This window comes from Psychrobacillus sp. OK032, from assembly GCF_900111345.1.
In the GTDB taxonomy this organism is placed as follows: Bacteria; Bacillota; Bacilli; order Bacillales_A; family Planococcaceae; genus Psychrobacillus.
Map to the genome: position 1 here is coordinate 283,824 of NZ_FOGY01000002.1, position 23,779 is coordinate 307,602.

At 38.1% G+C, this 23,779-nt stretch carries 17 protein-coding genes, 1 other RNA gene and 2 other annotated features; of the genes, 2 read left to right on the forward strand and 16 right to left on the reverse strand.

Translation table 11 applies throughout. The features are described 5' to 3' along the window. Positions 1-18: 18 nt before the first annotated feature. Positions 19-234, reverse strand: a binding site (T-box leader). Between the two features lie 56 nt (positions 235-290). From BMZ04_RS04980 to cymR, 5 genes are read right to left on the reverse strand one after another with little or no spacing between them, the layout of a single operon-like run. Continuing rightward, a complete protein-coding gene (locus tag BMZ04_RS04980; RefSeq protein ID WP_093266176.1) occupies positions 291-2,705 on the reverse strand; it encodes an SF1B family DNA helicase RecD2 in 2,415 nt (804 codons plus the stop codon). Between the two features lie 29 nt (positions 2,706-2,734). Next, complete coding sequence (locus tag BMZ04_RS04985; protein ID WP_093266178.1) at positions 2,735-3,391, reverse strand: tetratricopeptide repeat protein; 657 nt, start codon at positions 3,389-3,391, stop codon at positions 2,735-2,737. 14 nt (positions 3,392-3,405) lie between these two features. Further along, entirely contained in the window at positions 3,406-4,518 is a 1,113-nt protein-coding gene (gene mnmA, locus BMZ04_RS04990) for a tRNA 2-thiouridine(34) synthase MnmA (RefSeq protein ID WP_143128273.1), read from the reverse strand. Positions 4,519-4,546: 28 nt separating this feature from the next. Further along, on the reverse strand, positions 4,547-5,677 hold the full coding sequence (locus tag BMZ04_RS04995) for a cysteine desulfurase family protein (RefSeq protein ID WP_093266180.1): 1,131 nt from the start codon (positions 5,675-5,677) through the stop codon (positions 4,547-4,549). A gap of 12 nt (positions 5,678-5,689) precedes the next feature. Then, on the reverse strand, positions 5,690-6,112 hold the full coding sequence (cymR, locus tag BMZ04_RS05000) for a cysteine metabolism transcriptional regulator CymR (RefSeq protein WP_093266182.1): 423 nt from the start codon (positions 6,110-6,112) through the stop codon (positions 5,690-5,692). A gap of 136 nt (positions 6,113-6,248) precedes the next feature. On the opposite strand from cymR, the gene BMZ04_RS05005 reads away from it, so the two are divergent. Further along, positions 6,249-7,535, forward strand: coding sequence for a replication-associated recombination protein A (locus BMZ04_RS05005; protein ID WP_093266184.1), 1,287 nt, complete (start codon positions 6,249-6,251; stop codon positions 7,533-7,535). 97 nt (positions 7,536-7,632) lie between these two features. Here the strand turns inward: BMZ04_RS05005 and BMZ04_RS05010 are convergent, their stop codons facing one another. The 5 genes from BMZ04_RS05010 to hisS all read right to left on the reverse strand — a co-directional run bounded on the left by BMZ04_RS05010 (position 7,633) and on the right by hisS (position 12,109). After that, positions 7,633-7,827 carry a hypothetical protein gene (locus BMZ04_RS05010; RefSeq protein ID WP_093266185.1) on the reverse strand — a complete coding sequence of 65 codons (195 nt, stop codon included), beginning with the start codon at positions 7,825-7,827 and terminating at the stop codon, positions 7,633-7,635. A 67-nt stretch (positions 7,828-7,894) separates the two neighbouring features. After that, on the reverse strand, positions 7,895-8,656 hold the full coding sequence (locus BMZ04_RS05015) for a tRNA threonylcarbamoyladenosine dehydratase (protein WP_093266187.1): 762 nt from the start codon (positions 8,654-8,656) through the stop codon (positions 7,895-7,897). Between the two features lie 93 nt (positions 8,657-8,749). Continuing rightward, positions 8,750-8,938, reverse strand: a non-coding RNA gene (gene ssrS / locus BMZ04_RS05020) — 6S RNA. A gap of 112 nt (positions 8,939-9,050) precedes the next feature. Continuing rightward, positions 9,051-10,817: an aspartate--tRNA ligase gene (gene aspS / locus BMZ04_RS05025; protein WP_093266189.1), complete on the reverse strand. Its 1,767-nt coding sequence runs from the start codon at positions 10,815-10,817 to the stop codon at positions 9,051-9,053. After that, entirely contained in the window at positions 10,814-12,109 is a 1,296-nt protein-coding gene (gene hisS, locus BMZ04_RS05030) for a histidine--tRNA ligase (protein ID WP_093266191.1), read from the reverse strand. Before hisS ends, aspS begins: the two co-directional genes overlap by 4 nt. Before the next feature lie 185 nt (positions 12,110-12,294). Further along, positions 12,295-12,531 (reverse strand) — a binding site (T-box leader). A gap of 113 nt (positions 12,532-12,644) precedes the next feature. Between hisS and BMZ04_RS05035 the strand changes: the two genes are divergently transcribed. Further along, positions 12,645-14,180 (forward strand): SH3 domain-containing protein, encoded by a 1,536-nt coding sequence (locus BMZ04_RS05035; RefSeq protein WP_093266193.1) that lies wholly within the window; start codon positions 12,645-12,647, stop codon positions 14,178-14,180. A gap of 578 nt (positions 14,181-14,758) precedes the next feature. On the opposite strand, the gene dtd is transcribed toward BMZ04_RS05035, so the two are convergent. From dtd to secDF, 6 genes are all read right to left on the reverse strand, one after another. Next, a complete protein-coding gene (dtd, locus tag BMZ04_RS05040) occupies positions 14,759-15,196 on the reverse strand; it encodes a D-aminoacyl-tRNA deacylase (protein ID WP_093266196.1) in 438 nt (145 codons plus the stop codon). Positions 15,197-15,212: 16 nt separating this feature from the next. Then, positions 15,213-17,405 carry a RelA/SpoT family protein gene (locus BMZ04_RS05045; RefSeq protein WP_093266198.1) on the reverse strand — a complete coding sequence of 731 codons (2,193 nt, stop codon included), beginning with the start codon at positions 17,403-17,405 and terminating at the stop codon, positions 15,213-15,215. Positions 17,406-17,725: 320 nt separating this feature from the next. Next, entirely contained in the window at positions 17,726-18,238 is a 513-nt protein-coding gene (locus BMZ04_RS05050; RefSeq protein WP_093266200.1) for an adenine phosphoribosyltransferase, read from the reverse strand. Next, positions 18,229-20,583, reverse strand: coding sequence for a single-stranded-DNA-specific exonuclease RecJ (gene recJ, locus BMZ04_RS05055; protein ID WP_093266202.1), 2,355 nt, complete (start codon positions 20,581-20,583; stop codon positions 18,229-18,231). Before recJ ends, BMZ04_RS05050 begins: the two co-directional genes overlap by 10 nt. 225 nt (positions 20,584-20,808) lie before the next feature. Continuing rightward, a complete protein-coding gene (locus BMZ04_RS05060) occupies positions 20,809-21,159 on the reverse strand; it encodes a LapA family protein (protein WP_093266204.1) in 351 nt (116 codons plus the stop codon). A gap of 325 nt (positions 21,160-21,484) precedes the next feature. Continuing rightward, positions 21,485-23,755: a protein translocase subunit SecDF gene (gene secDF, locus BMZ04_RS05070; RefSeq protein ID WP_093266208.1), complete on the reverse strand. Its 2,271-nt coding sequence runs from the start codon at positions 23,753-23,755 to the stop codon at positions 21,485-21,487. Between the last annotated feature and the right edge of the window lie 24 nt (positions 23,756-23,779).

The following is a 23,779-nucleotide window of genomic DNA, read 5'->3' on the forward strand; positions in this document are numbered from 1 at the left end:
AAAAAAAGCCCTCATCCCAAAAGGGACGAAAGCTATTATTTCGTGGTACCACCCTAGTTACATATTAGCTTACGGCCAAATATGTCTCTTAAAGAAGCCTTAACGCAGCAATACGGCAGGTTTTAACTGCACTCAAGAGTAGCTTTCCTAATTATTATGCACTGGGGATTCTTCCAGCCTTGGAATCCCTCTCTAGTCAGGTAATAATAGTACTTTCTCCGTCAACATTTTCGTTATATGCAATTGATTTCGTTATATGCAATTGATTATAAGAAACAATTGTCCCATTGTCAATTGTCAGCACCCATAAATTGATACGGTGTAATTCCTTTCATGCCGATTAATGGATCGATCAAGTGATAATTATCCGCTGTTAAAAAAGTCGTGTCTACAAAGATTTCTTCGGAAGGTGCATCTTCCACTTCCTCCTCCACGGGCTGCTCTTCACTACCAGCCAATCGATCTTTTAGTGTTGTTAGACGCTGTAAGTCATCCGTCCGCTCAACCCCAAACTTAAATACTTCTGGATCCCCGCAAAGTATTAAGAAACTTTTAGCTCTCGTAATTCCTGTATATAATAGGTTTCGACGTAGCATTTTCATATAACTTCTCGTCACTGGCATAATAACCGTTTGGAATTCACTACCTTGCGATTTATGTACAGAACAGCAATAAGCTAATGTAATTTGATTTAAATCATTTTTTTCGTACGTCACTTCCGTACCATCAAATGAAACGACTAGCATTTCCTTTTTCTCTACCGTTTCCGCAGCTCTAAAAATACTCACTACTTCCCCCATATCTCCGTTAAACACGTTGCTTTCCGGCTGGTTGACGAGTTGGAGCACTTTATCGCCGATTCTATAAATCGTTTCTCCAAAAATCATTTCTTTTCGCTTACCATCAGGATTTGGATTGACCATTTCTTGCATCATTTTATTTAATGCATCAATTCCAGCTGGTCCTCTATACATTGGGGCTAGAACTTGTATATCACGAATAGAATGTCCTTTGGATAAAGCACTTTTTAATACTTGCTCCACTACTTTTGGTATTTGTTCTGTCGAAGCCTTAATAAAAGAACGATCCCTCGTTTTATCCAACAACGTTTTGGGAACTGAGCCTCTTTTCATGTCATGCGCTAATTCAATGATAGAAGAACCTTCCGATTGTCGATAAATATCTTTAAGTTCTACTGTTGGAATTCGTTTAGAAGCAAGTAAATCTTTCAATACTTGTCCAGGTCCAACAGGAGGTAACTGATCTTGATCTCCTACAAAAATTACTTGTGCATCTTTCGGAATTGCTTTTAACAATTGATGTCCAAGCCAAGTGTCGAGCATGGAAGTCTCATCAATAATGATTAGCTTCCCTTCTATTTCTTTTCCTTCCACATCGGAGTCTTCTTGACCTGTAAATCCTAACAACCGGTGAATAGTCATCGCTGGTAATTCCGTTGACTCACTTAATCGTTTAGCCGCCCTCCCAGTTGGAGCCGCCAATACAATAGGGAACGGCTTTTTGTCTTTAGCCCATTCTTTTGGATCGAGTGAAAGTCCATGAAGTTCCGCATACAATTCAACGATCCCTCGGACTACCGTCGTTTTCCCTGTACCCGGTCCACCTGTAAGTAAAGTCATACTAGCATTTAATGCCGTTTCAATCGCCTTTACTTGGGTAGTAGCATATTGCACACCTAAACGTTCTTCAATTCCACCTAAATGTTTTTTCATCTCTGCTAGTGGAAATTTATGATGCGCGTCATTTTCACCGAGCAATGTTTCAATTTTTGAACCGATTCCTACTTCTGAGTAGTAAAGAGACGGGATATAAAAACGATTTACTTCCCCTACTATTCGGCTTTCTTCTGCAAGTTCTATACAACATTTCGTAATCGAGTCAAACGGTATTTCTTCTCTTTGAGCAGTCTCCAACAGTTTTTTAACCGATTCGAGTAACTGCTCCGCATATAAAAAGACATGTCCTTCACTTAAAGATGCAGTTTGCAACAGATGAAAGATTGCCGCTTTAATACGGTCTGGGTGATTCCCTTTAATGCCTAATTTATAACCAAGTTCATCTGCACGTACAAATCCGACACCTTCCACTTCTTCAATCAGACGGTATGGATTTTTTGTTAGCACTGTGAGGGTTTCTTCTCGGTATGCTTGGTATATTTTCATCGCAATTTGAGGTCCAAAACCCCATTCGTTCAGCTGGATCATTACTTTCTCTAAACCTAAATTTTGTTCTAAGACGGCTCGTAGTGTTTGTTTTTTCTCTTCCGCGAGCCTTGGAATCGCATCTAAAGCAGCAGGGTCGTCTAATATTTTATTGATAGCATTTGAACCAAGCTTTTTCACAATTATTTCAGCCGTTTTGCGTCCAATACCTGGGAACATATCACTCGATAAATAATGGACAATTCCTTGCTCTGTTGCAGGCACTTCTTTTTGAAATGTCTCCACTTGGAACTGTACACCATATTTCGGATGATTCTTAATATACCCAGTAAATTTATATGCTTCTTCTAACACGAGTGATGGGAAATAACCAGTTACAATTATTTCTTTATCGGTATATGTAGTATTGGTAGATTTTATTTTTAATTTGATGATGGAAAATAGGTTTTGAGGATTATGAAAAATAGAGACGATAGGACGACCAGATATAAACTGTTTTTCCATGTTCATTTCGTTTGTCATACTATCGCCTCCGGGGTTTACTCTGTTCATTAATTACGTAACGAAATCATGTCGTACACATAACGTGCTTGATCATAAGTTGGTTGAATGGTAAAAGCTTCTTTTAAATGATGTAAAGCGGCATCTGTATCCGATGTAGAAACAGCATATAACACACCTAAATTATAATGCGCATCTGCATTTTCTGCTTCTAACGCTAAAATTTCTTTGAACAGGGGTTCCGCTTGTTCAAACATTTCCATACTTGCTAGCGCAATACCATACGAAAGTGCAATTTGAATATCTTCGGGTGCTAGTTCAAAAGCACGTTGTAAATATGGCAAGGAAAGCTTAGTATGCCCTTCTTTTTCAAAGCTTTTTCCTAGCATAAAATATGCATCTGCCCCTTCAATTCCATTCGAAATTGCTTTTTCATAAAGTTTAGCAGCTTCCTCGAAACGGTCAGTATTATAGTATAAGTTTGCTAGACTATAAAATGCAGTGGCAGCGTGCTCGTCTAGTGTAATTGCTTTTTGAAAAAATCGTTCTGCACGGTCATTTTCATTCATAGAAGCTAGTAGATTTCCAAAGTTAATATAGCCAATCGCTTCATCAGGATTTTCTTCAATTGCCTTTGTGAATAATTCTACTGCTTTTTCATAATTTTCTTCTTGAATCGCTTGAATCCCTAATTCATTGTAATTCATTCTAAAACCTCCTGTTACCCGACGTAGTCCAATTTCAATCCATCTTTAAACACTTCGTCAATCGTTGCTCCACCTAGGCATTCGTCGCCTTGATAAAGTACAACTGCTTGTCCCGGTGTAATTGCGCGAACAGGTTGATCAAATGTTACAAGTACTTTGTCTTCTGAAAGTAACTCTACATGAACACCTACATCTTCTTGACGGTAACGGAATTTTGCTGTGCAAGTAAATGATTTTGGTTTTTCTAATGTAGTTGTAAAAGATAGATCGGTTGCTGTTAAACTAGTAGAAAACAATGCATCATTGTTAATATTTTGACCTACTAACAATACATTTCGTTCTAGATCTTTTCCAATAACGAACCAAGGGTCTCCCGAACCACCAATACCCAAACCATGACGCTGTCCAATTGTATAATACATCAACCCGTCATGATGACCCATTTGTTTACCATCCATCGTTTCCATTACACCTTTTTGAGCAGGAAGATATTGACCTAAAAATTCTTTGAAATTTCTTTCTCCGATGAAACAGATACCAGTAGAATCTTTTTTCGTTGCTGTTGCCAAGCCTTGCTCTAATGCAATTTCTCGAACTTTTTTCTTTTCTAAATGGCCAATTGGAAACATGACTTTTTCTAATTGCTCTTGGTTTAATTGGTTTAAGAAATACGTTTGATCTTTGTTATTATCTTTGCCGCGTAACATGCGCGTTTGTCCATCACGTACTTCTACTTGCGCGTAGTGCCCAGTAGCTAAATAGTCAGCACCTAATGCTAATGCGTGCTCTAAAAACGCTTTGAATTTGATTTCTTTGTTGCACATAACGTCAGGATTTGGTGTTCGCCCCGCTTTGTACTCTTCTAAGAAATACGTAAATACTTTATCCCAATATTGTTTTTCAAAATTTACTGCGTAGTATGGGATACCAATTTGGTTACACACTTTAATAACATCTTCATAGTCGTCGGTAGCGGTACAAACGCCAAACTCGTCAGTATCATCCCAGTTTTTCATGAAAATACCGATGACGTCATAACCTTGTTCTTTCAATAAATAAGCCGCAACGGATGAATCCACCCCACCTGACATTCCGATAACTACTCGTGTATCTTCTATTTTTTTCACTTTTAATCACTCATTTCAATCATTCAAATTAAAGAATAATTTTACTTATTTTATTTGCAGCTTCTATTACTTGCTGCTCTGTATTATTTATCCCAAAACTAAAGCGGACAGAGTTGCGTAGTTCCGGTGAATTCTCCCCATACATAGCAACTAGCACATGAGAAGGATCGATGGAACCAGCAGTACATGCAGAACCACTCGAAGCATCAATTCCAGCTAAATCAAGTTGTACTAAAAAAGTTTCTACATCCGTTTTAGGGATGCTAATATTCAATATATGCGAAAGAACATCTTCTTTCGGACCGTTTACCGTGAATTGAACGCCATTACTTTCTAGTTGCTGTACGAAAACTTGTTTCAATTGAATATTTCGGGTAATGCTTTCTTGTAGTTTTGATTGCTTTAGTTCCACTGCTTTTGCAAAAGCAACTACGGCTGGAATATTTTCAGTACCAGCTCGTTTTTTACGTTCTTGTTGCCCTCCATAAAACAAAGGTTTTAAAGCAATTCCTTTTCCTACGAATAAAAAGCCAATACCTTTTGGTCCATTAATCTTATGACTAGACACACTTAGCAAATCAACATGTAATGCATGCACGTTTATTTCAATGCTACCATATGCTTGTACTGCATCTGTATGGAAATAAGCAGGATGATCTTTTAATAAATCTCCAATTGCTTGAATTGGTTGAATCGCTCCGACTTCATTATTTGCATACATAACAGAAACTAAAATAGTATCGTCTCGCAGCGAATTTTTCAAGTCATTGATATCGATGACCCCTTTTTTATTTACCGGTAAATACGTAACGTCAAATCCTTCACGTTCTAATTGCTCGCAAGCATGCAGCACTGCGTGATGTTCAATTTGCGTTGTAATAATATGCTTTCCTTCGCTTTTTCGAGCGTAAGCAGTACCAAAAATAGCGTAGTTATCCGCTTCAGTTCCACCACTTGTTATCGTAATTTCTGTTTCATGAGCACCGATACTAGCCGCAAAGACGTTACGTGCTTGGTCTAGTTTTTTTCTCGCATTTCTACCAGTTTGGTGAATGCTAGATGCATTTCCGAATTCATCGATTATCTCTGCTGTAAATATTTGTATAACTTCTTCCGCCATCGGGGTAGTGGCAGCATGATCTAAATAGATTCTAGTCATTTGTACGACTCCTTAAATATAAAACATATATCCATTGTCGTCTGGATTATCTTCTGTATATTTTGCCAAATCTTCAATTGTAGTTGTATCAAGTACATTTTTTACTGCGTCACGTATACGCATCCATAATTCACGCTGTGGTGGTTCTTCCTCTTCAATACCTTCTACTATTTGAATCGGTCCTTCCAAAACACGAATAACATCACCAGCTGTGATATCGTTTGGCTTACTTGATAGCATATATCCTCCGTAGGCACCTCGCACACTTTTAACAAGTCCTGCATTTCGCAAAGGAGAAACAATTTGTTCTAAATACGCTTCTGATAAATTATACTCCGCTGCAATTTGTCGAAGCGCGATAGGACCCTCTCCGTACTGTTTTCCTAAAGCGACCATGATTGTTAATCCATATCGTCCTTTTGTTGAAAATTTCAATATATTCCACCTCATTAAATTTAAGAAATACTTTTATAAGTATAGCATATAGAGGGGCTAGAGCGAATTCAAAATGACTTTTCCTAGAAACTTCGCTATAATTAAAGAACAGACGTTTGAATAAGGAGAGATTGTTTTGAGCAACGAACCTTTAGCATATCGAATGAGACCTCAAACGATAGACGAAATTGCAGGACAGCAGCATGTTATAGGAAAAGATACCGCTTTATATAAAATGATTAAAAACGGGCATGTCCCTTCTATGCTTTTATACGGGGATCCTGGGGTAGGAAAAACTTCTCTCGCCTTTGCAATTGCAGGAACGACAAAACTTCCTTTTGTCGCCCTCAATGCAACGAAAGCAGGAAAAAAAGATGTAGAAGAAGTTGTAGCAGATGCACGGATAAGCGGGAAGGTGATATTATTTTTAGATGAAATTCACAGATTCAATAAGTTACAACAAGATACACTCCTTCCACATGTGGAAAATGGCTCGATTATATTAATCGGTGCTACGACAGAAAACCCATTTCATGATGTGAATCCGGCAATTCGCTCACGTTGTGGGGAAATAAAACAATTAAATAGACTTACATCCGAAGATGTGGACATGCTGCTAGAACGGGCATTGCTAGATAAAGAAAAAGGGCTAGGGAAAATGGTTATTGCCATTGCCGAAGAACAGCGAAAAAAAATAGCAGACGCCGCTAATGGGGATGCGAGAAAAGCATTAACTTTATTGGAATCGACGATTTTTGCAAGCTTTGAAGAAGATGGTGTGACAAAAGTACAAGATAGTATACTGAACAGTTTAATTGACCGAGTCGGAGTTTTTGGTGATAAAAAAGGATCTCATTTCTATAATTTATTATCCGCTCTGCAAAAGTCAGTTCGTGGGAGTGATACGGATGCAGCACTCTATTATTTAGCGCATTTACTTGAAAACGGAGATTTGGTCGCAGTGTCTAGACGGTTACTCGTTATGAGCTATGAAGATATTGGGCTTGCAAATCCTTCCGTTGGTCCACAAGTACTTGCTGCAATTCAGTCAGCAGAAAGACTTGGATTACCGGAAGCTCGTATTCCACTGGCTAATGCTGTTGTACTTATGTGTTTATCAGAGAAATCCAATTCAGCTTATTCAGCCCTGGATTCTGCAATCGCGAGCATTCATGCAGGTAAAACTGGAGATATTCCGAAACATTTGAAGGATACACATTACGCAGGGGCAGCGGAGCTTGGGCACGGCGGATATATATACCCCCATGATCATAAAATTGGCACTTTCGGTGGTTGGGTAAATCAAACATATTTACCCGATAATTTGGTCGGCACCAGATTTTATGAACCGGTTGAGGCTGGTGAAGAGAAACGACTTGCCGCGATTTATAATCGTTTGGAAAAGTTTAAAAAAGAAAAATAATCCCTAAACCCAGTTTATCTTGGCTAATATGGGTTTTTATTAGGAACAAAAAAAGCTTCGCAGGAGATCTTTCTCATGCGGAGCTCAAAGTGGTCGATTACACACCCATTTTACGACGTGTATTACTTACTTTCTTCGTCATTTGGCTTTTTGCTTTTTGGTTAGCTGCCGGTCCATTCGCTTGGGCTTTGCCGCCATTCGCTTGGTTTTTCTTTTCTTCTAGCTTTTGTTTCACTGCTTCTTGCAATGTCATTTTCTTTTTAGGTGCTTCTTGATTGGTCGATTCTGTCATTGTCTATCCCTCTCATTCCTCGATGTATTAATTTTAGTATAAGGGAAAAGGAAGAAACTGCAACTAATTACTTCACTCGATTAATATGAATTTCTTTCGTAATATCATTAATCACCCAACTAGCGCATATTAAACCTACTGTAGATGGGACGAAAGCATTGGAAGATGGTGGCATTTTTGCTTTACGAATCGCTGCATCTGGTTTTCCTACTGTTCCAACGACATCCTCACGTACGACAATTGGGCTTTCATCGGAAAACACGACTGGAATGCCTTTTGTAATATGATCTTCTTTACGTAATTTCGTACGAATAACTCTCGCAATTGGATCTGTATGCGTTTTAGAAATATCAGCAATTTGAAAGCGAGTAGGATCTGTTTTATTTGCTGCTCCCATACTCGAAATAATTTTAATACCACGTTTTAAACATTCTTTCATCAAATGTACTTTATAAATGATTGTATCGGATGCATCAATTACATAATCTATATCCATCGCAAAAAATTGCTCATAAGTTTCTTCTGTATAAAACATATGCATATCAATTACTTCACAATCTGGATTAATATCGGCAATTCTCTCTTTCATCACTTCTGATTTAGATCGACCGATTGTAGAAATGTACGCTACTAATTGTCGGTTAATATTCGTAATATCCACATTATCCTTGTCCACTAAAATAATTCGACCGACTCCGCTTCTAGCACATGCTTCTGCTGCAAAAGAGCCAACCCCTCCAACACCCAAAATAGCGACTGTCGTATTTTTGATTAAGTCTACGCCTTCTTTTCCTACGGATAATTCGTTTCTAGAAAATTGATGTAACATATAAACACTCCATCTGTATCATATTAGTTGGTTTAAGCCCAACAAAAACCCTCCAGCAACAATTAATTGCTAGAGGGACATTAGTAATCTAGGACGAATCCCAATCGTGCCGACAATATAGAAGCTTATCGTTTTGAACCCGCACTCAGCAGGTGGGTGTCCTCTTTATTAATTTTGACGTCCCTTAATATAGGGCATGTCATACATAATAAAAGTTAGACTCCCGACGATAGAAATTGTTCGGTCAAAACTGATTGCATGTTGCGAACACATCAGGATTCGTATTACTTGTATAATAGCATACGATTTATGAAACATCAATCATTTTATCGCATTATTTTCTAACTATTCTGAACGTTACACTTCATGACTATATTCATATTTCTAAATGAAATCATTGCGTTTTATTTAGTTTTAAACTTAACTCTTCCAGCTGTGCTTGTGCTACTGGACTTGGTGCTTGCGTCAATAAATCACTAGCACTTGCTGTTTTCGGGAAAGCTATCGTATCACGTAAGTTTGTACTACCTGAAAGTAGCATAACTATACGGTCTAAACCAAATGCGACTCCACCATGAGGAGGTGTTCCATACTCAAAAGCTTCCATTAAGAAGCCGAATTGTTCTTTTGCTTCTTCATCAGAGAATCCAAGAACTTTAAACATTTTCTCTTGAACATCTCTCGAATAAATACGTAAAGATCCACCACCAAGCTCGTAGCCATTTAATACTAAGTCATATGCTTGCGCACGCACTTTACTTGGATTGGTATCCATTAATAGAAGATCTTCTTCAAACGGTCGAGTGAATGGATGATGTGCGGCGTAGTAACGACCCTCTTTTTCATCGTATTCAAACAACGGCCAGTTCACAACCCATAAAAATTCAAAACGATTTTCATCGATCAATTCTAAATCTTTCCCTAATTTTAAACGGAGTGCACCTAACGAATCTGCCACGACTGATTTTTTATCTGCTACAAATAATAATAAATCTCCTGCCGCCGCTTCTAATGCTTGAATTAGACTAGTTGCTGCTTCCCCTTCGAAAAACTTAGCAATAGGTCCTTTAAGTCCTTCTTCGTCTACTTTCAACCAAGCAAGACCTTTTGCCCCATAAACTCCTGCAAACTCACCTAAAGCATCGATATCTTTACGGGAATAATTAACTGCTGCTCCTTTAACATTAATCGCTTTTACTTGACCACCTGACTCTACTGCAGAAGCGAAAACTTTAAATGCACTATCTTTAACAAGTTCCGATAAATCTACTAACTCTAAACCAAAACGTACATCTGGTTTATCTGATCCGTAGCGAGCCATTGCTTCATCGTAATTCATACGATTAAAAGGAATTGTCACATCAATACCTTTCACATCTTTCATGATTTTTTTCATCATGCGCTCGTTCATCTCTAAAATCTCATCCATCGATAAGAAACTCATTTCCATGTCGATTTGTGTAAATTCTGGCTGGCGGTCCGCACGTAAATCTTCATCACGGAAACATCTTGCTATTTGATAATATCTTTCGAATCCACCTACCATTAACAATTGCTTAAACAATTGAGGAGATTGGGGTAATGCATAAAATTCGCCATTATGCACACGGCTTGGAACTAAGTAGTCCCGTGCTCCTTCTGGTGTAGATTTCGTTAAAATTGGCGTTTCCACTTCCAAAAACCCTTCATCATCCAAGAAACGTCTTACTGTTTTTGTAATATCCGAACGCATTTTAAATGTGTCATACATAACTGGTCTTCTTAAATCTAAATAACGATATTTTAAACGAATATCTTCCCCAGCATCTGTATTGTTTTCAATTGCAAATGGAGGAGTTTTCGCTTCATTGATAATTTTAAGTTCATTCGCATGTATTTCAATCGCACCAGATGGGATATTGGGATTTACTTGATTTGCAGCTCGTGCAATAACCGTCCCATTCACTTGAATAATGTATTCATTGCGAAGTTTGTCTGCAACTTGGATTGCTGCTTCCGAAATTTCTGGATTAAATACAACTTGCACTAGTCCTGAGCGGTCACGAACATCTACAAATATTAACCCTCCCAAATCTCTTCGTTTTTGTACCCATCCGATTAACTGAACGGAATCTCCAATATGTTGTTCATTTAATTGTCCACTTGTATGCGTTCTTTTCATTGTTCTTCTGCCTCCACTAGTGTAAATATATTACTTTTTACTTGTTCAATCAAATCGCTAAACGGTACTAGATACTGATTTCCTGTAGACAGAACTTTTAACATTGCACTTTGTTTTTCAAGTTCATCGTCCCCAATAACAACTGCTAACTTTGCTTTTAAACGATCCGCTGATTTTATTTGTGTTTTTATTTTTCGATCTAAATAATCCATCTCTGCAGTGATATTATTTTGACGTAAATCATACGTAAGCTCCACTGCTTTTTTCTTTGCAGCTTCCCCCATTCCAATTACATATACATCTAAAGATGACAGTTCCGCCCATTTATTGTTTTCTGCATTAATCGCAAGTAATAATCTTTCAATACTCATCGCAAACCCAATACCCGGCGAATCTGGTCCTCCAAGCTCTTCTACAAGTCCATTATATCTTCCGCCACCAGCAAGTGTTGTAATTGCTCCAAAACCTTCTGCAGTACTCATAATTTCAAAAGCAGTATGATTATAATAATCAAGTCCACGAACCAAGTTTGGGTCTACCTCAAACGGAATATTTAAAAGTGTTAAATATTCTTTTACTTTTTCAAAATAGGCAGCGGATTCTTCGTTTAAATAATCGGTTAAAGAAGGAGCTGTCGCCATTAATGGGTGATTACGATCTACTTTACAATCTAAAATACGAAGTGGATTTTTTTGCAATCTATTTTGACAATCCGAACAAAACTCAGAAATATGCGGTTCAAAATGATTTACTAAAGCTTCTTTGTGCGCCACTCGACTTTCGGTATCTCCGAGCGAATTGATAACGAGCTTCAGCTTTTTCAAGCCAGCTTTTTGATACACAGACATCGCAAGCGAAATTACTTCTGCGTCGATTGCCGGGTCTGCACTACCAATTGCTTCGATTCCAAATTGAACAAATTGACGATAACGTCCCGCTTGTTGTCTTTCATAGCGGAACATAGGACCCATATAATATAATTTCACTGGTTGGTCCGGATATCCGAACATTTTATGCTCTACGAATGCACGAACTGTAGAAGCTGTTCCTTCTGGGCGAAGAGTAAGTGAACGGTCCCCTCTATCTTGGAACGTATACATTTCTTTTTGAACGATATCGGTTGTATCTCCAACACTTCTCGTAAATAGCTCTGTATGTTCGAAAATAGGCGTTCTAATCTCTTTATATTGATACATACGACAAGTATCTCTTATTAACTCTTCAACAACTTGCCATTTTGCAGTTTCTGAAGGCAAAATGTCTTGTGTTCCTCTTGGCACTTTAATATCCATGGCTATTGCCCCTTTCTTTTGTTTATCAATTACGCTAAGGCGTAATTGCGTCCAGATTTTTAATCGAGCATGCTCGATTAACTCCTTTCAAACTCTGTGACATCCGCCGGAGGCTTTATATTTATTCAACGGGTGTTTGGACATCCGCTGAATAAATATAAAAAAGCCCTCATCCCTTGCATATAGCAAGGGACGAGAGCTTATATAAGCTTCCGCGGTTCCACCCTAGTTGGTCAAAAAAACTGACCCTCTCGACTCTGGATAACGGCCAGCTCCGTTTTTGCCTACTAAAGAAAATCTTTTTCGACAAAAATCCTCTCGAATGTTGTTCACTGAGTTCGTCTGTAGGAAAGATTTCAGCCACGTCTTTCCTTCTCTTACCATCCGTTTAAAACAGTTACTTTTTCGGTCATTGGTTTGTTTTAGTTTTTAATTATACTTTATCTTAATAACGTAAGGGAAATAAGTCAACCCTTTTGAATAAAAGGTAGAAATTTTATATAAGAATACTTACAATGGTAGTAGGAGTGATTCAATGAAAGATAAAATAGTGCAAAAAATGACCATTTTATTCCTTGCTGTCATTCTACTAATCCCAACTATTCCAGTAGATGCACAGGAAAACGAGGTAACCGTAAATGTTTCTTCGTTGAAAGTTCGAACAGGCCCTGGACTTACATACGATACAATTGGTGCAGTTACAAAAAGTGACAAACTAGTTGTTATCGATAAAGCAAATGATTGGCTCCAGATTAAATACGGATCCACAACTGGTTGGGTTGCCAGTTGGTATACATCAAGTGAAGCGATTGAAATGACGAATAAACAAATCGTTTCTAAAGTAAATCGCTTAAATGTACGAACAGAACCATCTACCTCTTCTGCTGTTATCGGTCAGCTAAGCGAAGGAGACCAAACACCTGCCTACAAATCAGAGGGTGAATGGATAGAAATCGATTTTCAAGGTAGAAAAGGATGGGTAAACACAGCATATATTACGATTGCGGAGCAGACTGCAAACGAAATGAAGAGCTCTGAAACTCATACTTCAGAGAAATTATTTGTTGTATCTGTAGATGTACTAAATATTCGTGCTAAAGCCGATCTTTCCTCTAAACAAATTGGACAAGTGACAAAAGGAGAGCAATTTGAAGTACTTGATACGGATCATAATTGGGTAAAGGTTCAATTGGATAATGGGAAAATTGGATGGATATACAGTTTTTACGGTACATTCTTAAATGAACAGAATTCCACTCCATCTTCCGAATCAGTTAATACGATAACCATTTTATACAATGGCACTAATTTACGTTCAGATAGCACGACAAATAGTGCTGTGGTAAAGCGAGCAGATGCCGGAGAAACGTTTGAAGTAACCGACAAAGTGAATGACTGGTATAAAGTCATTATGGAAAACCAATCAATAGCTTATGTAGCAAGTTGGTTAGTCTCGGCATCAAATTCTGTTGTCACTACTGATTTACCAATTCAAGAAAAAAAGCAACCTAGAAAAAAAGGGACATTGAAAGGCTTATCCATTGTGATTGATGCCGGCCATGGTGGTAATGACCGTGGCACTACAGGAGCTCTTGGAACAGATGAAAAAGATATTACATTATTAACTGCAGAGCTGCTTTCTTCCAAGTTACAAGCTGCTGGTGCTAACGTCATTATGACGAGGCAATCGGATGTTTATGTTGATCTTCGTAAACGTGTTTCAATCGGTCACCAAGCAGCAGCGGATGCATTTATTAGTTTACATTATGATGCGGTAGAAAATAGTACTGTGCGAGGATATACGACATATTATATGCACAGCTATCAAAAGAAACTAGCGGAATATGTACACGCTGGACTAGGTAGTATGATTTCGCTTAGAGATCGAGGAACACAGCCAGGAAACTATTTAGTTTTACGGGAAAATAAACAAAATGCAATTTTAATAGAGTTGGGGTATTTGAGCAATCCTTCCGAAGAACGAAATGTCACAACTAGACAATTTAGAGATCAAGCAACACATGGTATATACAACGGAATTATTAACTATTTTGATAATCAGTTAGATTAAGAACAGTGCAAGTACCCTCTTAGTACTAAACCTGTTTTGTATCGTTTTCGGAGGTATTTGGACAGGCTTATTACTATATCATTACCGTTTGTTTTTTTAAAAAGGTTGTTCGTGACATTAGTCACGATCAACCTCTCTTTTTTTCGGTAATTTTATTGCACTTGCCTTACCGTCGCCCTCCTTCAACAGTACGAATAAAGTTAAGATCTTTTTGGATAATGAGTGAAAAGATGCTTTCCAACTCATAAAGCTTCAAATGAGGACAGTCTAAGTTCGTGAATTCGTGGTGCTCCTGAGCAAAGCTCGTCGCAAAATAAAGAACATTTCGCAACGACTGCCTGACCCACATCGTGCGGGACTGAAGATGCAATTTCAGAGATCTTATCAGATGAGACATCACAACGTACGAGCAAGCGGCGGTGATGGCTCATCGCTCACCCCGCGCAAAGCGTCCGCCTGTAACGGAAATCAGCGGTATCGGTTATCAGAGCCATATTTTTTATTGTATCTGGAACACTAGGTTATAAAAAAAGGCACTTCCTGTTTAGAATAAAAACAAGAAGTGCCCTATTTTTTATTTAAGCTTCTAACATAATGGTCACTGGACCATCGTTTGTGAGTGTTACATCCATCATTGCTCCAAAAACCCCAGTTTCCACGGTGAAACCCTTATCACGAAGCTTTGTATTAAACAACTCCCATAATGGTTTCGCTATTTCTGGTCGAGCTGCTTCTATAAAACTCGGTCTTCTACCTTTTCGTGTATCCGCATATAATGTAAACTGGGAAACAGAAAGAATGGAGCCTCCTACTTCTACGATTGAATGATTCATCTTACCTTCATCATCTTCGTATAATCGCAAACCAGCGATTTTCTCTACTAAATAATTTATTTCTTTTTCACTATCTGTTGATGTAATGCCTACTAATAATACATATCCATAATCAATTTTCCCTGTCACTTGTCCATCTACTGTGACACTGGCATTTTGACAACGTTGAAGCAACACTTTCATGATACGGTGACTCCCTTTAGTTAATAATCCGTTGAACTGAATAAACATCTGGCAACTGTTTGATCCGCTCTGCTACTTTGTTTAAATGGGTGATATTTGAGATAAGTATTGTTAAATGGATATTTGCAATGTCATTGTCTGTTTTACCATTTACAGCTGCAATAATTGTTTTTGATTCATTTACAACTTGTAAAACCTCATTTAGTAAGCCCGGTCGATCAAATCCAGAAACTTCAATATCTACTTGATAATCTTTTTTCATCGGTATATCCGATTGTTCCCACTCGACTTCAATAATTCTGGAGTGCGCATCATCATTTTGTACGTTCGGGCAATCTGCACGATGAACAGACACACCTCTACCTTTCGTGATAAACCCTACAATTTCATCTCCTGGGACAGGACTACAACAACGGGAAAGACGAATTAGTAGATTCTCGATCCCTTTTACAATAACACCTGATTCGGTCGTTTTCTTAATAGCGGGTGCTTTCATTTCCGTTGTAATTTTTTCGAGTGCTTCTTCTTGATCTCGAATTTTACGCATTTTTTCAGCCAAACGGTTCACTACTTGCTGTGCTGTTATACCATTAAAACCAACTGCTGCATACAAATCTTCTTCCCCTGCAAAAGCATATTTTTCACAAACACGCTTAATATTTTCAGAGGTCAGTACTTCTTTTATCTCAAATTCTTGCGATTTAATTTCTTTTTCTACTTGTTCTTTCCCTTTCAAAATATTTTCATCTCTCAGTTGTTTTTTAAAGAACTGTTTGATTTTATTTTTTGCTTGGGAGGATTGTGCAATTTTCAACCAATCTTTACTAGGACCAAATGATTGCTTAGAAGTTAATACTTCGATAATATCGCCTGTTTTTAACTTTGTATCCAGAGGAACCATCTTTCCATTTACTTTCGTACCAATCGTTTTATTGCCAACTTCGGAATGTACTCGATATGCGAAGTCAATAGGTACTGAACCAGCGGGAAGCTCGACAACATCCCCTTTTGGTGTAAAAACATACACCATATCTGAAAATAGATCGAATTTTAAAGACTCCATAAATTCTTCTGCGTTCGACGATTCTTGCTGAAATTCAAGTATTTCCCTAAACCAAGATAATTTGGAATCTATCGTTTGATTACTTGCTTCTACTTTTCTTCCTTCTTTATATGCCCAGTGTGCTGCAACCCCGTATTCAGCAATATTATGCATCTCTTCCGTTCGAATTTGCACTTCTAGCGGATCTCCATTAGGCCCTATTACGGTAGTATGGAGAGACTGATACAGATTTTGCTTTGGCATTGCGATATAATCTTTGAATCGTCCTGGCATAGGTTTCCATAATGTATGGATTACACCTAAAACCGCGTAGCAATCTTTAATGCTTTTGACAATAATTCGCATTGCGAGTAAATCGTAAATTTCATTAAATTGTTTGTTTTGGACAACCATTTTACGATAAATACTGTAGATATGTTTTGGTCGACCTGATACATCTGCGACTACTTCCATCTCATTCAGTTGATCACGAATATCATTCATCACATCTTTTAAGTAAGATTCACGCTCCGTACGTTTTTTCTTCATAAAGTTAACGATACGATAATATTGTTGAGGATTTAAGTAACGTAAAGCCGTATCTTCTAATTCCCACTTCACTGCAGAAATCCCTAGACGATGTGCTAGTGGTGCAAAAATTTCTAGTGTTTCATTGGAAATTCGACGCTGTTTCGCCTCTGGTAAATGTTTTAAAGTACGCATATTATGTAAACGGTCCGCAAGCTTTATAAGAATTATTCGAATATCTTGAGCCATGGCGATAAACATTTTACGATGATTCTCTGCTTGTTGTTCTTCCTTGGACATATATTTAATCTTGCCGAGTTTTGTGACACCGTCTACTAGAAGCGCAACTTCTTCATTGAACTCTCGAACAATATCTTCTCGTGTATATTCAGTATCTTCTACCACATCATGTAGAAAACCAGCTGCAACGGTCTCTGGATCCATCTGAAGATCAGCAAGAATTCCGGCTACTTGGATGGGATGTAAAATATACGGTTCACCAGAATTACGAAACTGTTCTCGATGTGCATGCTCTGCAAGTTCATATGCTTTTTTCACAAAATTCACATGTTCTTCGTTCATATAAGTGGAAAGTGTTTCGAAAACATCTTCTGCTGTCTTCACTTGATCTTTTGCCATGCTGAGCTCACCTGATTTCGTTTATATTTAAATAGCCTCGGCGTATTTGCTTCCGCTTCACTTTGTTCAGCTCCGCAGAAAAAATATTGCTTCCGCTTCACTTTGTTCAGCTCCGCAGAAATTAGTTCGCCAAGACCAAGAAAGGAAGTTATCCTAAAAACGTCGCATCCTTGCGACAACTGCTAACTGACCTACATCTCGCAGGTATGAGCTCGCTCAATAATCTCTCTTGAAAATCTGTCGCTTGCTGAATGAAGATAAAATAGTATATAGGTTATATTCTATAAAAAAAAAGAGGGACTTGTAAAGTCCGCCCTTATTTAGTACTGCATTAGTGTGCATATATCGTAATCTTTTAGCTTCTTTCGCCCTTCAAGATAGGTAAGTTCGATTAAGAAAGCACATCCCACTACGACTCCGCCCAATTCTTCTACTAACCGAATTGTCGCATCAATTGTACCGCCAGTTGCTAGTAAATCATCGACAATTAGAACACGCTGTCCAGGTTTAACAGCATCTTTGTGCATTGTTAAAATATCTTTGCCATATTCTAATCCGTACTCAGCACGAATTACTTCTCGTGGAAGCTTACCTTCTTTACGGACTGGAGCAAATCCTATTCCTAGTGAATATGCTACCGGGCATCCGATGATAAATCCACGTGCTTCTGGTCCAACTATAATATCAACATTTACTTTTTTCGCATATTCTACAATTTGGTCAGTTGCATACTTGTATGCTTCCCCATTGTCCATAATTGTTGTAATATCCTTAAAACTAATACCTGGTTTTGGCCAGTCTTCAACAGTTGTTACGTATTGCTTTAAATCCATTTTTGCTCCTCCTCAGGAACGGTTTGCACTGCTCTTCGCTCTTCAAACCATTGTTTCAGTTCAATGTATGGCGCATATAATAGCTTCTGTTCAAGCTCGATTTCATTTGCACGCTGTTGATACGTTGGTGCTTCTGATAAATCTTGTTTGGCAAGATGATCATTCATAACCAACGACCCACCCTCTATTCTAACAAAATTCAGCTCAAAAAACACCTTTGACATAAAATTAATTGTTTTTTGACTCCAACCAGTATGCTTGGATAATTCATGTATATGCTGTTTTAATGCAAATGTTTTACGTTTTGCTAAAAAGGAGAAGTACCACTTAAATTGATCGCGCGTCGGTAATCCTTCAAAATACGTAGATTCATCTGCATAGAAATGTGCATATATCCTTTGCCACTGTTGATAATCTAACAATTGAGTGAGCTCATTTTCATTAGAAGGCAAATCTAAAATAGTCAGAAAGTCAGCGTGCACTTGCTGCTCCATCAATTCAGCAACTTGCCATATATCTTTTGGTATCACAGATCTAAAGTGAGCAATAGTTTGTTCATGGAACGCTACAAAAACAGTTTGTTCAGGCGGAATCATCGGTAACCAGCGGTTCACTTGGCGTATTCCTCTAATATCAAAAAGCTGCCAATCATTGGTTTTTGCGTCTTGAATCATTAGTTGCGGCTTTTTTCGTCCGTTCCACTCATTAATTTGTAAGTCGCCGATAAATGAGAGTTTGGTGGAAGGAGCAATTTCATCTGCTAGCTCTCCTTTACCAAATCCAATTGCATCTAACGATGTAACTCCTTGTTTCAACTCCATTTTCACATGGTTTTGTGCAGATCCAATTTTACGTATAGATGAAACTTCTACATTTTCTATACAATAAACCGGTTTTGTAAAATCCATTCCAAATGGAGCGAGCTGTTTTAGCGATTCAATAGACTCAGTTGAAATTTCATCCATTTTAAGCGGAACATCTATCGATACAATTGGAACTAGGTGCTCTTCTGTCAAAGCTGTTTTAGCTTGTTCATTTAAACGGTTTCTAAACAATTCCACATGCTCTAGAGGCAAGGTCATACCAGCAGCCATTGGATGACCACCGAAATGTAATACGATGTCGCTATTTTTTGCAATCTCATTATACATATGGAACCCTTCTATACTTCGAGCAGACCCTTTTGCTACTTGCTTTTCTTCATCAAAGCCAAGAACAATTGCAGGTCGGTAATATTTTTCCACCAGTTTAGAAGCTACAATTCCCAGTACGCCTGGATTCCAATCTTTTTTACCAACGACGATAACACTTGGCCCATCTACAATATTTGTTTGCTCAATTATTTCAACTGCTTCATCCGTAATTTGCTTAACTATTGCCTGTCGTTCTTTATTTTTATCGTTTAACATATTGGCAATCGATAATGCATAGTTCGGCTCTTCTGTTAAAAATAATTCAACCCCAGGTGCTGCCTCACCTAATCGACCAATCGCATTAATACGTGGGCCAAACATAAATCCGACTGTTTCTTCATTGATCGTGGACAACTCCACGCCACTTATATTTGCGAGCGCTTCTATTGCTATAGAATTAGTTCGTTGCATTTGTTTTATACCTTGTTGGACAAAATAACGATTTTCTCCAGTCAATGAAACTAAATCCGCGATCGTTCCAATTGCTACTAAGTAGTAGAATTCTTTCGGTATCTCTCCAATTAGCGCATGTGCAACTTTAAAAGCTACCCCAACACCAGCCAAATGAGGAAACGGATACGTTGACTCTTGTAAGCCTGGGTGGATAATAATATCTGCCGCTGGTAATGTTTCTCCTGGTTCATGATGATCCGTTACGATTACATCCATTCCTAAATTCTTTGCAAATTGAATCGCTGCATGCCCGGAAATACCATTATCAACCGTAATGATTAAGGAGACCCCTTCATCGAATGCTTCTTGAAATAACCGCTCACTTGGACCATATCCATCGATAAATCGATTGGGTATTTTAAATAGAGCATCTCCACCAATCGACTCTAAGGTTTTCATCATGATGGTCGTACTAGTTATACCATCTGCGTCATAATCACCATAAACCATAATTCGTTCTCCAGCATCTATCGCCCTTTGGACACGGGCTACTAATGCATCCATCCCATTTAGTAAAAAAGGATTATGTATTTGGGCTTCCGTTACATGTAAAAAAGCTCTTGCATCTTCCACGCTTTCAAAACCTCTGGATACTAATACTTTCGCACACACACTAGGAATGGAAAGTTCCTTTTCTAGTTTAGAAACTAGCTGTTCGTCTGGTCTAGAAATACTCCACTTTTTTTGAGATTGAATCATTTCTTCACTTCCTTATATTCTATTATAACGTAAAAAAGAGTTGTATCCAAAAGAACATTTTGGTACAACTCCTCCGCTAAATTCAAGATCAAATGTGCCTAGGCGTATTTGCTTCCACTACTCTTCATTCATCTCCACAGAAGTTATTACTCCTGCGCAAGCTCGTCGCAACAAAACATCTGCTCCTGCGCAGGCTCGTCGCAACAAAACATCTGCTGAATGAAGTTAATTCGGTGTATTTTCATCCTTTACTTCTGTTAGCTTTTCCACTTCTTGTAATGATTTTTCTTGTTGAACAACAATTTCATTTTGCAAAGCACTAATGGATGCCTCTTTCTTCCCTAGTTCTTTTTCAAGATGTTTCACTTTTCTTGATAGAATAAAAGAACGATAGATTGCAACCGCACCACTTAAAAGTGCTCCTAGTAATGCAGAACCAAGTATTACTAAAATAAGGGGCCAGTCAGCTGTACCAAGAACATAATTTACTGGTACAGAGTCAACATTGTATACCGCAAATAATGCAATAATTACTGCAAATAATAATCCAAATAATAACGACCACTGAAACCTCAACTTGACACCCCATTTATTTTGTATTTTAGCATATAAAAGCGTTAGCGCCTATCTAATAGGAATACAGTCTAAGTGCGCGACGTCATGTCGCAACGACTGTATGACCTGCTTCGTGCAGGCTTCCGACAGTTAAATAAGGAGAAGGCATCCGTTCATCAACAGATGCATAACCCGGATCGTGCGGGCCCAGGAGGCAGCTCCCCAGCCACCACAAGAGATTTTGTTTGCGACGAGCTGTGCGCAGGAAAAGGCGCAGAAGCTGGACTACAGAAAAAGGGAACAGAATATATGTAATATATACCCTGTTCCCTAAAATAGTTAAACCTTATACTACTGGCTCATCAGAACCCCATGTCTTTTCTTCTTTCTTCACATCAATTCCGCCTGTTTTACGTAATTCTTTCACTTTCAAATCAAACCACAACTGAGCTGCGATAAAAATAGAAGAATACGTACCTGCGATTAAACCTATTAATAATGCAATGGAGAAGTTTTGGATTCCACCTGCTCCAAATAATAAAAGCGCAACAACTACGAAAATAACAGTTAACACGGTATTTACGGAACGTCCAAGCGTTTGGCGTAATGATTTGTTTACAATTGTAGCAAGTTCTTCTTCGGAAGTAATCTTCTTGCTACGAAGTAAATTTTCTCGAATACGGTCAAACGTTACAATCGTATCATTAATCGAGTAACCGATAATCGTTAAGACTGCTGCAATAAAGGTTATATCCACTTCTAATCGTAAAAAACTAAATATCGCAATGATTATAAAAGCATCATGTATTAGGGAGACAATTGAAGCAACTCCCATTCTCCATTCGAAACGGAATGCCACGTAAATAACAATACCAAGTGCTGCTAACGACAGTGCTTTTACCGCATTTTCCGCAAGTTCTTTTCCAACCTCTGGAGATACACTACTTACACCTGGATCGATACCAAACTCTTCGGTCATTGACGTTTTTAAAGTTTTAACTTCTTCTTGAGTAAAATCCTCATTATAGCTTACTACTGCAATTTCATTATTCTCTCCAGAAAGTACAATATCATCAGAAGATAAACCAATATTATCTAGTTTGTCTGAGACAAATTCTTTTGTTAATGATTCAGTTGACTTAATCTCCACGCGAGTACCACTTGAGAAATCAATTCCAAGATTCAACTTGAAGACACTTAAGATGATAATCCCGGCAATCGTTAAAGTAATCGAAGCAATATAGAAAATTTTACGACTGTGTACAAAATCAAAACGGTCAAATTTCGTCGTTAAGTCAAGCGTATCCACTTCATCTTCCGGAGCGTGCATACGTTTCTTCGGAATACCAAACCAACCTGGTTTATTATCGAAATAACCACTGTTAACGAGCAATCCTAATAATACACGTGACGCCCAAACCGCAGTAATGAAAATAACTAATATACTGATGATTAATAGGGTTGCGAATCCTTTAACAGAACTTGTACCAAAGTAGAACAATACGGCTGCTGCTAAAAGAGTTGTAATATTCGCATCAAATATTGCAGAGAAAGACTCTTTTGCTCCGGCATCAAATGCCTTTTTAACAGACTTACCAACTCGTAATTCTTCCCTCACTCGTTCATATGTCAAAATATTTGCATCCACGGCCATACCCACGCCGAGTACAATCGCTGCTATACCAGGAAGTGTTAATACACCATTTATCCAATCAAAAATGACTAAAATTAAGAAAATATAAACTACTAAAGATATTACAGCTACTACACCAGGTAAACGGTAATAGAAAATCATGAATATGAAAATAGCCGCAACCCCGATAATACTAGCAAAAATCGTACTATTTAATGCTTCTTCACCGAACTGAGCACCTACAGATGTAGAATAAATTTCCGTTAGCTTAACAGGTAATGCCCCTGCATTTAAAACACCTGCTAAATTCTTTGTTTCTTCTACAGTGAAAGCACCTGAGATTTCAACGCTATCCGAATTAATACGCTGAGAAACTCGTGGGTTTGATGTAAATTTCGGTTCTGGCTTCATCACTTCCGCTGCGTATGAATCCACACCTTCTTCAAAATCCATCCAAATAACTAATACATTATCTGGTGCTGGTTTAGCCGCAATTTCAGCTGTTACATCTGCAAATTTACTAGCATCTTTAAGTTCTAATGTTACGATCGGTTGCCCTTGTTGATTAAAAGCATCCTTCGCTCCACCTTCTTTTAGATCTGCCCCATCTAGCATAATGTTATCATCTGAATCACGGAAAGTTAGATTCGCTTGTGTCGAAAGAATTTCCCTTGCCGAGTTCTGATCATCCACTCCAGCAAGCTGAACGCGAATACGATGACCGTCTTCGATTTGTATACTAGGCTCACTTACACCTAATACATCTATACGGTTCGAAAGTGCTGATGCAGTAGCCGAAACCACTTCATCCGTAATCTCTTGCCCTTCTTTCAACTCTTCTACTTGGTAAAGTACTTCAAATCCACCTTGTAAATCTAAACCAAGTTTAATATTGTTTAGAACTCCACTAACAGTGGGGCTAATTGTCCCTGCAAAAATAACGATAAGCAATAAAAACGCAACTATGCGCCCTCTAGTTTTCATATGTATGTTTCCTCCTCAAAAAAA